The following is an 11,891-nucleotide window of genomic DNA, read 5'->3' as shown; positions in this document are numbered from 1 at the left end:
GCTTCGCGCGCGGGCCCGCGGAGGGTAACCGCCGCTCGACGGCGCTGCTGGAGTTACTTGCGGGCGTTGATCTGCTCGGTCGCCTGCGGGACGACCGTGTTCAGGTCACCGATGACACCGAAGTCGGCGAGCTCGAAGATCGGCGCCTCCGGGTCCTTGTTGATGGCGACGATCGTCTTCGACGTCTGCATGCCCGCGCGGTGCTGGATCGCACCGGAGATGCCGACGGCGACGTAGAGGTTCGGCGAGACGGTCTTGCCGGTCTGCCCGACCTGGAAGCTGTGCGGGTAGAAGCCGGAGTCGACCGCGGCGCGCGAGGCGCCGACGGCGGCACCGAGCGAGTCGGCCAGGCCCTCGATGATCGAGAAGTTCTCGGCGCTGGCCACACCGCGACCACCGGAGACCACGATCGAGGCCTCGGTGAGCTCGGGGCGGCTGCTCTTCTGCTCGACGACGCGGTCGGTGACCTTGGCGCCCTTGGCGGCGTCGGAGACCGACACGGACACGGCCTGCTCGGCGCCCGCACCGGCGGCCGGCTCGGGGGTGACCGAGTTGCCGCGCAGCGTGTAGATCGGGGTGCCGGCGGTGACCTTCGAGTGGACGATCACCGAGCCGGCGAACGCGACCTGGGTCGCGGTGCCGTCGGCGGCGATCTCCGTGACGTCGGTCAGGAAGCCGCTGCCGATCTTGATCGCCAGACGGGCGGCGATCTCCTTGCCCTCGGGCGAGGAGGGGATGACGACCGCGGCCGGCGACTTCTCCTGCACCAGCTGGGCCAGCACCTCGGCCTTGGGAGCGACGAGGAACTCGTCGACCTCGGGGGCCTCGGCGACGTAGACGGTGGCTGCGCCGTACTCGGCCAGCGCGTCCTTCACGCCCGCGGCGGTGCCGGGGGCGGCGATGACGACCGCGGACGGCTCACCGAGCGCGCGAGCCGCGGTCAGCGCCTCGAGGGTCGTCTTGCGGACTCCTCCGCCGGCCGGGTTGAGCTCGGCCAGGACCAGGACCTCTGCCATGACTTGTTCTCTCCTCTGCAATCGGTCTGTGGAACCGGGCCTTACTCAGACGATCTTCTGGCCGGCGAGGAAGTCGACGAACTTCTGTGCGCCGTCGCCCTCGTCGGTCACCTTGACGCCCTCGCCCTTCGGCGGGCGTCCGGAGAAGTCGAGGACCTGGGTGGTCGCGTTGGCCTGGCCGACGGCCGAGGCGTCGACGCCGAGATCGGCGAGCGACTTGGTCTCGACCGGCTTCTTCTTGGCGGCCATGATCCCCTTGAACGAGGGGTAGCGCGGCTCGTTGATCGTGTCCCAGGTGGAGACGATCGCCGGCAGCGGGGCCTCGACGGCCCAGTAGCCGCCGTCGGTCTGCCGCTCGATCTTGGCGGTGCCGCCGTCGACGGTGAGCTTGCGGGCGCCGGAGAGCTGCGGGAGACCCAGCCGCTCGGCCAGCAGCGCCGGCATGACGCTCATCTGGCTGTCGGTCGCCTCGGCGCCGCAGATGACCAGGTCGAACTCGAGCTGACCCAGCGCAGCGGCCAGGACGGCGCTGATCTGCACGGCGTCGGAGCCCTTGATGGCCTCGTCCGAGATGTGCACCGCCTTGTCGGCCCCCATGGAGAGGGCCTTCCGGATGGCGTCGGTGGCGCTGTCGGGGCCGACGGTCAGGACGGTGACCTCGCCACCCTGGGCCTCCTTGACCACGAGCGCCTCTTCGATGGCGTACTCGTCGATCTCGTTGACGACGTTGTCGGCGGCGGCGCGGGCGACGGTGTTGTCCGCCGGATCCATCTTGCGCTCGCTACCGGAATCGGGGACCTGCTTGACCAGAACGACGATGTTCACGCCAGACCTACCTCCGCGACGGGGTCAGGGGGTGCGGGCAGGTAGCCCGCCCAGCTCCGACCCCTGAGGTTACTTGCACGTTAAGGCGGCGCAGGACGAGGGCTGGGTGAGCCATGTCACCCGCCCGGTCCCACTCACCGGTCCCACTCCCCGGTCGCGGCGAATCGGCGCAGCGTGCCGGTGTGCGGAGCGAGGTCCAGTCCCTGCCCGGCGACCCACTCGTCGGAGTAGTAGGTGTGGGCGTAGCGCTCGCCGCCGTCGCACAGCAGGGTGACCACGCTGCCGGTGCGTCCCGCCGCCAGCAGCTCGGCCACGAGGCCGAAGGCGCCCCAGAGGTTGGTGCCGGTGGACCCGCCGGCCCGCCGCCCGGTCACCTCGGCCAGGTGCCGCATCGCCGCCAGCGAGGCGGCATCGGGCACGCGGACCATCCGGTCGACGATGGTGGGCACGAACGAGGGCTCCACCCGAGGGCGGCCGATGCCCTCGATCCGGGACGGCATCCCGGTGGTCGTGTCCGGGTCGCCGCTGGCGTAGCCGGGGAAGAACGCGGAGTTCTCCGGGTCCACGACGGCCAGCCGGGTGGGGTGCCGGCGGTAGCGCAGGTAGCGGCCGATGGTGGCGCTCGTCCCGCCCGTGCCGGCGCCCACGACCACCCACTCCGGGATCGGGTGCCGCTCCGCCGAGAGCTGGTCGAAGATGGATTCGGCGATGTTGTTGTTGCCGCGCCAGTCGGTGGCCCGCTCCGCGAAGGTGAACTGGTCCAGGTAGTGACCACCGCACTCGGCGGCCAGGCGGCGGGCCGCCTCGTACATCTCCGGCGCCCGGTCCACGAAGGTGCAGCGCCCGCCGTGGAACTCGATGAGCGCCACCTTCTCGGAGCTGGTCGAGCGGGGCATCACCGCGACGAAGGGCAGGCCGAGCATCCGCGCGAAGTAGGCCTCGCTGACCGCCGTCGACCCGCTGGACGCCTCCACCACGGTGCTGCCCTCGGTGATCTGCCCCGAGCACAGCCCGTAGAGGAACAGCGACCGGGCCAGCCGGTGCTTGAGGCTGCCGGTCGGGTGCGTCGACTCGTCCTTGAGGTACAGGTCGATGCCCCACTCCGGCGGCAGCGGGTAGACCAGCAGGTGGGTGTCGGCGCTGCGGCGGGCGTCGGCCTCGACCATCGCGACCGCGCGGTCGACCCAGGCCCGGCCGCCGGGGTCGGAGCGGTCGACGGCGGCGGGATGCCCGGGAGCGTTCACCCCCGCATGATCACGCATCGCCCGCCGTCAGGACGACGGGCAGGCGCATCCGCGCGGCAGCTCGCCGGCCCGGGTGGCGCGGCAGAAGCGCAGGAAGATGGTGTCGTGCGCGCTCAGCGGGTGCGGGCAGTTGCCGCACGCATCGGCCGGGACCTGCTCGATGGTGGGGGCGGTGCGGACGTCATGGCGGACCTGACTGGGCCGGACAGCCGGCCCGCGGTGTGCCCCTGGTCCCGGCAGCGGGTGCAGACGGCCGGTGCGCGAGGGAGGACCAGGACGCCTCGACGCTACTCCCCGACCGGCGCCGTCCCCGGCTCCCGCGGCACGACCAGCACCGGGCGCTCGGCCGGCACCATGCCCAGCGCGCCGAGCATCTCCGGAGTGGTGACCAGCCGGACATCTCCTCGTTCCAGCCCCCCGACCCCGGCGCCGACGGCCTCGCGCATCGTGGCCGACCGGACATGGCGGTGCCCGGTACGGAGACGTGACGGTCCGGTGATCTCTCGGCGACGGACAGGTGCGCCTAGCGGCCGGTGAACTCCGCCTTGCCCGGGCCGCTCTCCAGGAACGAGCGCATGCCGGTCGCCTGGTCCTCGGTGTCGAACAGCTGGGCGAACAGCCGGGTCTCCAGCGCCAGGGCCTCGTCGATGGGCAGCTCGAGCCCCTCGTCGATGGCGCGCTTCGCGGCGGCCAGGGCCAGCGGCGGCCCGGCGGCGAACTTGCGTGCCATGGCCACGGCGGTCTCGTACACCTCGGCGTCGGGGACGACGGCGTCGGCCAGGCCGATCTCGAGCGCCTCCTCCGCACCGACGTGCCGGCCGGTGAAGACCAGGTCCTTGGCCTTGGCCGGGCCGACCAGGCGGGCCAGCCGCTGGGTGCCGCCGGCGCCCGGGATGACCCCGAGCAGGATCTCCGGCTGGCCGATCTTCGCCTTGGCGCCCAGCACCCGGAAGTCGGCGCACAGCGCCAGCTCGTACCCGCCGCCGAGGGCGTAGCCGGTGATGGCCGAGATGACCGGCTTCGGCAGCCGGGCGACCGTGCGGAAGGAGTCCTGCAGCTCGCGGCCCCACTCGCGCATGCCGGCGGCGTCCAGCTGGGACATGGCCTTGATGTCGGCGCCGGCGGCGAACACCCGCTCGCCGCCGTAGACGACGACGGCGCGCACGTCGGCGCGCTCCCCCGCCTCGATCGCCGCGGCGCGCACCTCCATGTGCAGCTGCTCGTCGATGGCGTTCATCTTCGGGCGGTCGAGGCGGATCGTGCCCACCCCGTCCTCCACCTGCAGGGTCACGAACTCCGGGGTCTGCGCCATGGACGGCACCCTAGCGAGCGCGGCGGGCGGTGAAACGACCGTCGGTGCGGCTGAGCTCCAGCGGCAGTCCGAAGGTGTCCGAGAGGGTCCCGGCGGTCAGGACGTCGTCGGCGGCGCCGACGGCGACGATCTCCCCGCCGCGCAGCAAGAGGGCGTGGGTGTACCCCGGTGGGATCTCCTCGACGTGGTGGGTGACCAGCACCTGCGCGGGCGCGTAGTGGTACCTCGCGAGGTCCGACAGCCGGGCCACCAGGTCCTCGCGTCCACCGAGGTCCAGGCCGGCGCCCGGCTCGTCCAGCAGCAGCAGCTCGGGGTCGGGCATCAGCGCGCGGGCGATCTGGGTCCGCTTGCGCTCCCCCTCGCTCAGCGTCCCGAACGGCCGGTGCGCGAACTGGGCCACGCCCCACTGCTCCATGAGCATCCCGGCACGGGTGAGGTCGTGGACGTCGTAGCGCTCCCGCCACCGGCCGACGACGGCGTACCCGGCCGAGACCACGACGTCGCCGGTCTTCTCCGCCGGCGCGATCCGCTGACTGAGGGCCGCGCTGGTCAGCCCGATGCGCGGACGCAGCTCGAAGACGTCGACCTCGCCCAGGGTCTCCCCCAGCAGCTGCACCTCGCCCCGGCTGGGATGCATCAGCGCGGCCGCCAGCTGCAGCAGCGTGGTCTTCCCCGCACCGTTCGGCCCGAGCACCACCCACCGGTGGTCGGCCTCCACGCGCCAGTCGACGCCGCGCAGCAGGTGGCTCTCACCCCGCACGACGTCGACCCCGGTCATCCGTACGACGGCGCCGTCCGGGGCATCTGAGCTCGTCACGACCCCATCCAACCCCACCCCGCGCGCGCCACCTGCACGCCATCCACCCCCGGACTTGGCACGATCGCCCGGTGACCGCATCCCCGGCCGTCGAGGTCCTGCCCGGCTCCCCCGCCCCGCTCGGCGCGCACTGGGACGGCACGGGCACCAACTTCGCCCTGTGGTCGGCCGGCGCATCCGCGGTGGAGCTGTGCCTGTTCGACCCCGACGGCACCGAGCACCGGCATCCGCTCACCGAGAGCACCCACCAGGTGTGGCACGGCCGCGTCACCGGCATCGGCCCCGGCCAGCGCTACGGCTACCGGGTGCACGGGGCCTACGACCCGGCCACCGGGCACCGGTACAACCCGGCCAAGCTGCTGCTCGATCCCTACGCCCGCGCGGTGGACGGCGGGCTGCAGCTGCACCCCGCCCAGTTCGGGCACCCCGGCGACGCCGTCGACAGCGCCGTCCCCGACGACCGGGACTCCGCGCCGCACGTCCCCCGCGGCGTCGTCGTGCACGACACCTTCCCGTGGGACGGCGACCGCGCCCCGCGGACCTCGTGGTCGGACACCGTCATCTACGAGGTGCACGTCAAGGGCGCGACCATGCGGCACCCCGGCGTGCCGGCGGCGCTGCGCGGCACCTACGCGGGACTGGCCCACCCGGCCTTCGTCGAACACCTGCAGTCCCTGGGAGTGACGGCGGTGGAGCTGCTCCCGGTGCACCACTTCGTCAGCGAGCCGCACCTGCTGCGCCGCGGGCTGACGAACTACTGGGGCTACAACACCCTCGGCTTCTTCGCCCCGCACGCCGCGTACAGCTCCTCGGGCAGCGGCGGTGGCCAGGTGACCGAGTTCAAGACGATGGTCAAGGCGCTGCACGCCGCCGGCATCGAGGTGATCCTCGACGTCGTCTACAACCACACCGCCGAGGGCGACCAGACCGGCCCCACGCTGTCGTTCAAGGGCATCGACAACGCGGGCTACTACCGGCTCGACGCGCAGAACCCCGCCCGCTACACCGACTACACCGGCTGCGGGAACACCCTGGACGTCCGCCGTCCCGCGGTCCTGGGTCTGCTCATGGACTCGCTGCGCTACTGGGTGACCGAGATGCACGTCGACGGCTTCCGCTTCGACCTCGCCTCGGCGCTGGCCCGCTCGATGCACGACGTCGACCGGCTGTCGGCATTCTTCGACGTGGTCCACCAGGACCCGGTGGTCAGCCGGGTGAAGCTGATCGCCGAGCCGTGGGACGTCGGCCCGGGCGGCTACCAGGTGGGCAACTTCCCGCCACCGTGGACGGAGTGGAACGGCAAGTACCGCGACACCGTGCGCGACGTGTGGTCCGGGGCGCACGTGGGCGTCCGCGACCTGGCCTACCGGCTCACCGGCTCCTCGGACCTCTACCGCTCCGACGGCCGCCGCCCGTTCGCCAGCATCAACTTCGTCACCGCCCACGACGGCTTCCCGATGCGGGACCTCGTGACCTACGAGCAGAAGCACAACGAGGCCAACGGCGAGGACAACCGGGACGGCGAGAACCACAACCGGAACTGGAACTGCGGCGTCGAGGGCGAGACCGCCGACCCGGAGATCACCGCCCTCCGCGCCCGGCAGGTGCGCAACCTGCTCGCCACGCTGCTGGTCTCCACCGGGGTGCCCATGCTCACCGCCGGCGACGAGCTGGGCCGCACCCAGCGCGGCAACAACAACGCCTACTGCCAGGACAACGAGCTCTCCTGGCTGGACTGGACGCAGGTCGACGAGGACCTGCGCGGCTTCGTCGCCCACCTGCTGCGGCTGCGCCGCTCGGCGCCGGTGCTGCGGCAGGAGGCGTTCTTCGAGGGCCACGAGCTGCCGGGCACCGGGGGCACCCGCGACCTCGCCTGGTTCGCCCCGGGCGGCGGGCAGCTGACCACCGCCGACTGGTTCGACACCGGGCTGCAGACGGTGGGCATGTACCTCGACGGGCGCGGCATCAGGCACCGCGACGCCCTCGGCCGGCCGGTGGTCGACGACTGCTACTTGGTGTGGCTGCACGCCGGGCCGGAGCCGCTGACGGTCCAGCTGCCCGAGGCGCCGTGGGCCGACGGCTACGAGCTTGTGATGTCCACCGAGTACCCGACCGGCGCACCCCCGGGGACGGCGATCGTCGCGCCGGGCCCGGTGGAGCTGCCCGCCCGTTGCGTCTGGGTGCTCAAGGTGCTGCGGAGGCCCTGACCCTCGTCCCTGGGCACCGGATCAGGTGCCGGACAGGCGCACGGGGCGGTCGAGGCCCGGCCCGAAGCTCCAGTCGTGCAGGTCCTCGTCCGACTGCTCGACGACCTCGAGGACGTCGGTGAGCGCGTGGATCCCGATCCCGCCGCCGGGGACGTCGAGCACTGCCGACATCGGACCGGTCCGGTCGGGCGAGTCGTCCAGGTAGTGGACGAGCAGTGCGACGTCGGAGGACCTCCCGTCGCCCCTGACGTCCCGGAGGCGCACGAGGGAGCCGGGTCGTGGCGATCCCGGCGGAACGGGCCCGATCGGCGACGCGATCACCCAGTGCACCGTGTCTTCGAGGGCGCCGTACTGGATCGCCTCGCCCGGGTACCAGGTCACCCATGTCGGCCCGGTGAGGCCGCGGCGCAACCCGTCGTCGTCGCGGACCCACATGCGACCGGACAGCAGGATCAGCAGCACCTTCTGCGCCAGCCGACGCGCGGACACGGGCAGGTAGCCGGCCGCACTGAGCGCGAGCTCGTGGGCGGGGTCCTCTCCGATGTGCACGCGCTGATCCTGCAGCACCGGTGAACGCCGGAGGCCCAGGACCGGTGCGGTCCTGGGCCTCCGGGGTTCGATGCTGGGAGTGTTACCCGGCCTGCTCGAAGGTGATGACGGTCCAGCCCAGGAGGAGGCGGTCGCCGTCGGAGAGCGGGTGGGCGATGCCCGGCTCGAGCTGGGTCCACTCGGTGGCCTCGGGGCCGGCGACGTGGGTGCCGTTGAGGGAACCGAGGTCGACCAGCGAGACCTCGTCGCCCGACCGCGTCAGAGCGGCGTGGGCGGAGGAGAGGACGTTCTGCGTGTCCGCGATCGGCACCGGGCGGGCGGTGCCGCTGGTGACCATCTCGTGGCTGTCGGGACGGCGCCCGAGCACGAGATCGCCGTCCACGGGGATGACCAGCCCGTCGTCGAAACGCAGCACCGGGGCGTCGTCGGCGGGAGCCGCGTCGGAGTCCGGCCGCCAGAACGCGGTCTGCTCCCCCGACTCGGCCGGGGCGCTGGCCCGGCTCGCACCGGTACCGGCCCCGAAGCCGGAGTCCGAGCCTGCGGTGAACGAGGACGGCGCGGCCTCGGCCGGCGCCGGCGAGGACGATGCGGCCGCGGAACCGGCCACGTGCAGCGTCGCGCCGGAACCGGGGACGGTGCCCTCGACGAGGTCGAAGGAGACCCCGGGGGTCGGCTGCGGGCCGGAGGATCCCGGGCCGACGTAGAGCGTGCGGCCCAGCGAGAAGGAGGCGACGGTGCCGCCGGAGACCGAGGAACCGGAGACCGGCACCCCGTCCACGGAGGGCTGCCCCTTACCGGACCAGACGGCGACACCGGAACCGGTGCCGGCGTCGGCCAGGACGAGGGCGAACGACGCGGTGCCGGAGGCGAGCGACCCGGCCTGCGCGGCCACGGCCGTCAGCACCTGCTCGGCCCCGGGGCCCGAGACCCCGAGGCAGGCGTGCAGGGCAGCGACGAGGGCTGGGGAACCGGGTGCGTCGACCCACAGCATCCCGCCGTCGCGGCGGGCGACGACGGCGTCTCCGGGCAGGACTTCACAGCGGTCGGGCATGGCGGCCAGCCTAGTGATGCACAACGGGGTTCCGCGCCCGGCCGCCCCCGCCACGCCGTGATCGTCCTGTGTTGAACCGAACAGATGGGACGAGCGTGACGGGAGCGTCGCGACGGGTGACCGGTGGCCCCGTCCCGGGTCCCGCCCTGAGCTTGCGAAGGGTGGGGAGGACGGGGTCCCTTCTCAGGCCGTCGTCACCACGCCGAGCTCGGCCGGGTCGGCCAGGTGCTCGGAGTGCGGGAGGACGCGCACGGTGTAGCCGAACGCACCGGTGCGCTCGAGCGGGACGGTGGCCGTGAACCAGTGCCGCGACCCCTCGGTCTGCTCGTGCGCCATGGGCACCGTGGTCACGTCGTGCAGCCCGTCGGCGTCGTCCACCCGGCCGTAGGCGGCCTGCACCTGGACGTCGCCCGGCTCCAGCCCTGGCAGCTCCACCTCCGCGCGCAGCGCGAGGGTCGACCCGATCTCCGGGGTGTCGCCGGCGCCGGTCGCCTCGACGTGCGCGACGCGGACGGTCGACCAGTTGTGCAGCAGGTGCCCCCGCCACTGCGACTCCGCGCGCGCCGGGGTGTACCCGTCGGCGGACATGACGCGGGCCGACCGCGCCGCCGGCACGTAGAGCGCCTGCACGTAGTCGCGCACCATGCGGGTGGCCAGCACCTTGGGGCCGGTCTCGCGCAGCGTGTGGCGGACCATCTCCACCCACCGCGCCGGCACACCCTCGCCGTCGCGCTCGTAGAACCGCGGCAGCACCTGGGTGGACAGCAGCTCGTAGATGGCCCGCGCCTCCACCTCGTCGCGGCGGTCCGCGTCGGCGACGCCGTCGGCCGTGGGGATGGCCCAGCCGTTCTGGCCGTCGAACCACTCGTCCCACCAGCCGTCGCGGATGGAGAGGTTCAGCCCGCCGTTGAGGGCCGACTTCATTCCCGAGGTGCCGCAGGCCTCCAGCGGACGGAGCGGGTTGTTCAGCCAGACGTCGCAACCCCAGTAGAGGTAGCGGGCCATGCCGATGTCGTAGCCGGGCAGGAACGCGATGCGGTGCCGGATCTCCGGGTCGTCGGCGAACTCCACCATCTGCTGGATCAGCTTCTTGCCGCCGTCGTCGGCGGGGTGGCTCTTGCCGGCGATGACGAGCTGCAGGGGGCGCTCCGGGTCCAGGAGCATCGCCTTGAGCCGGGCCGGGTCGCGCAGCATCAGCGTCAGGCGCTTGTAGCTCGGCACCCGGCGGGCGAACCCGATGGTCAGCACGTCCGGGTCGAAGACGGTCTCGGTCCAGCCGACCTCGGCCTCGGTGGCACCGCGGGACAGCGCGGTCTCCCGGACGCGGCGCCGCACCTCCTCGACCAGCCGGGCGCGCAGGGTGCGGCGGATGGCCCAGAGGTCGCCGGCGGGGATCCCGTCGACGCCGTCGAAGTGCACCGGGCCGTCGACCTCGACCGGGTCGCCCTGGCTGGAGGTCTGGGTGCCCATGTCCACCAGCTCGCGCGCGGTCCAGGTCGGCGCGTGCACGCCGTTGGTGATGGAGCCGATCGGCACGTCGCTCTCGTCGAAGCCCGGCCACAGGTTGCTGAACATGCCCCGGCTCACGTGGCCGTGCAGCTCGCTCACGCCGTTGGCGCGCTGACCCAGCCGCAGGCCCATGTGAGCCATGTTGTACTTCGCCGGGTCCTCCTCGGCACCCAGTGCGAGCAGGTCGTGCAGCGGCACGCCGAAGCCGGCGAAGTACCGCTCGATGAGCGCCTTCGGGAACCGGTCGATGCCGGCAGGCACGGGCGTGTGCGTGGTGAACACGGTGCCCGAGCGCACCGCCTGCAGCGCCTCGGCGAACGCCAGGCCGTGGGACTCCATCAGCTCGCGGATCCGCTCCAGGCCGGAGAAGCCGGCGTGGCCCTCGTTCGCGTGGAACACCTCCGGGGCCGGGGTGCCGGTGCGCGCGCAGTAGGCGCGCAGAGCCCGGACGCCGCCGATGCCCAGCAGCATCTCCTGGCGCAGGCGGTGGTCCTCGTCGCCGCCGTACAGGCGGTCGGTCACCCCGCGCTCGGCCGGCGCGTTCTCCTCGATGTCGCTGTCGAGCAGCAGGAGGGTGACGCGGCCGACCTGCGCCCGCCACACGTGCGCGTAGAGGGTGCGGCCCTCGGGGAGCGGCACGGAGATGACGACGGCGGAGCCGTCGGGCTCGCGCAGCAGCTTGACCGGGAGGCCGTGCGGGTCCAGCGACGGGTAGTGCTCGAGCTGCCAGCCGTCGGAGGACAGCCCCTGCTCGAAGTAGCCGGCGCGGTACAGCAGCCCGACGCCGATGAGCGGGACGCCAAGGTCCGACGCCGCCTTGAGGTGGTCACCGGCCAGGATGCCCAGCCCGCCCGAGTACTGCGGGAGCACCTCGGTGATGCCGAACTCCGCGGAGAAGTAGGCGATGCTCGCCGGCGCCCCACCGTTCGCCGTGTCGGTACCCAGCGACTGGTACCAGCGCGGCGTGGCGAGGTACTCCTCCAGGTCGTCGACGGCGTCCTGGAGACGGCGGACGAAGCGGCGGTCCTTGGCCAGGGCCGCCAGCCGCTCCGCCGAAACCTCGCCCAGCGCCTTGACCGGGTCCCCGCCGCAGCTCTGCCAGAGCGCGGGATCGAGGGTCTCGAACAGGTCCCGGGTCTCGGGGTGCCAGGACCAGCGGAGGTTCATCACCAGCTGGGACAGCGGGAGCAGCGGCTCCGGGAGGGCGGCGCGGACGGTGAAACGACGGAGGGCTCGCACGCGGACGAGACTAGCCAGCCTGAGCGGTACCGCCAGGGGTGCGCGGGAGATCTCTGGGCGCCCTCGTCCCACGGGCCCCAGGACGCGTCGATCCCCCACCCCACGCCCGGTCGCCCCCCACC

Annotated in this window: 11 protein-coding genes; 1 reads left to right on the top strand and 10 read right to left on the bottom strand. The window is 72.9% G+C overall.

Annotated elements, in window-relative coordinates; all coding sequences use genetic code 11:
- Positions 1 to 53 precede the first annotated feature (53 nt).
- The 7 genes from RM425_RS21325 to RM425_RS21300 form a co-directional block, all read right to left on the bottom strand.
- The gene (locus RM425_RS21325) at positions 54 to 1,016 is read right to left on the bottom strand and encodes an electron transfer flavoprotein subunit alpha/FixB family protein (RefSeq protein WP_311347245.1); all 963 of its coding nucleotides are present in this window, start codon (positions 1,014 to 1,016) and stop codon (positions 54 to 56) included.
- Positions 1,017 to 1,061: 45 nt separating this feature from the next.
- A complete protein-coding gene (locus tag RM425_RS21320) occupies positions 1,062 to 1,841 on the bottom strand; it encodes an electron transfer flavoprotein subunit beta/FixA family protein (protein WP_449495094.1) in 780 nt (259 codons plus the stop codon).
- A 134-nt stretch (positions 1,842 to 1,975) separates the two neighbouring features.
- Entirely contained in the window at positions 1,976 to 3,085 is a 1,110-nt protein-coding gene (locus RM425_RS21315; RefSeq protein ID WP_311347244.1) for an L-cysteine desulfhydrase Cds1, read from the bottom strand.
- 27 nt (positions 3,086 to 3,112) lie between these two features.
- Entirely contained in the window at positions 3,113 to 3,247 is a 135-nt protein-coding gene (locus RM425_RS21760; protein ID WP_396137078.1) for an RGCVC family protein, read from the bottom strand.
- 125 nt (positions 3,248 to 3,372) lie between these two features.
- On the bottom strand, positions 3,373 to 3,531 hold the full coding sequence (locus RM425_RS21310; RefSeq protein WP_311347243.1) for a hypothetical protein: 159 nt from the start codon (positions 3,529 to 3,531) through the stop codon (positions 3,373 to 3,375).
- Positions 3,532 to 3,608: 77 nt separating this feature from the next.
- Positions 3,609 to 4,397 (bottom strand): enoyl-CoA hydratase/isomerase family protein, encoded by a 789-nt coding sequence (locus tag RM425_RS21305; RefSeq protein WP_311347242.1) that lies wholly within the window; start codon positions 4,395 to 4,397, stop codon positions 3,609 to 3,611.
- Positions 4,398 to 4,407: 10 nt separating this feature from the next.
- Complete coding sequence (locus tag RM425_RS21300) at positions 4,408 to 5,214, bottom strand: ABC transporter ATP-binding protein (protein WP_311347241.1); 807 nt, start codon at positions 5,212 to 5,214, stop codon at positions 4,408 to 4,410.
- Between the two features lie 71 nt (positions 5,215 to 5,285).
- Here RM425_RS21300 and glgX point away from each other — a divergent pair, with 71 nt between their 5' ends.
- Positions 5,286 to 7,421, top strand: a complete 2,136-nt coding sequence (gene glgX, locus RM425_RS21295) for a glycogen debranching protein GlgX (protein ID WP_311347240.1) — start codon at positions 5,286 to 5,288, stop codon at positions 7,419 to 7,421.
- Between the two features lie 21 nt (positions 7,422 to 7,442).
- On the opposite strand, the gene RM425_RS21290 is transcribed toward glgX, so the two are convergent.
- From RM425_RS21290 to glgP, 3 genes are all read right to left on the bottom strand, one after another.
- Complete coding sequence (locus tag RM425_RS21290) at positions 7,443 to 7,970, bottom strand: hypothetical protein (protein ID WP_311347239.1); 528 nt, start codon at positions 7,968 to 7,970, stop codon at positions 7,443 to 7,445.
- Positions 7,971 to 8,052: 82 nt separating this feature from the next.
- Entirely contained in the window at positions 8,053 to 9,021 is a 969-nt protein-coding gene (locus tag RM425_RS21285; protein ID WP_311347238.1) for an FHA domain-containing protein, read from the bottom strand.
- A gap of 183 nt (positions 9,022 to 9,204) precedes the next feature.
- Positions 9,205 to 11,769: an alpha-glucan family phosphorylase gene (gene glgP / locus RM425_RS21280; RefSeq protein WP_311347237.1), complete on the bottom strand. Its 2,565-nt coding sequence runs from the start codon at positions 11,767 to 11,769 to the stop codon at positions 9,205 to 9,207.
- Positions 11,770 to 11,891: the final 122 nt, after the last annotated feature.

It is taken from the genome of Blastococcus goldschmidtiae (genome assembly GCF_031845325.1).
Taxonomy (GTDB): domain Bacteria; phylum Actinomycetota; class Actinomycetes; order Mycobacteriales; family Geodermatophilaceae; genus Blastococcus; species Blastococcus goldschmidtiae.
Note: the sequence above shows the minus strand (reverse complement) of the source record. Positions and strands in the feature narration are given on the sequence as shown.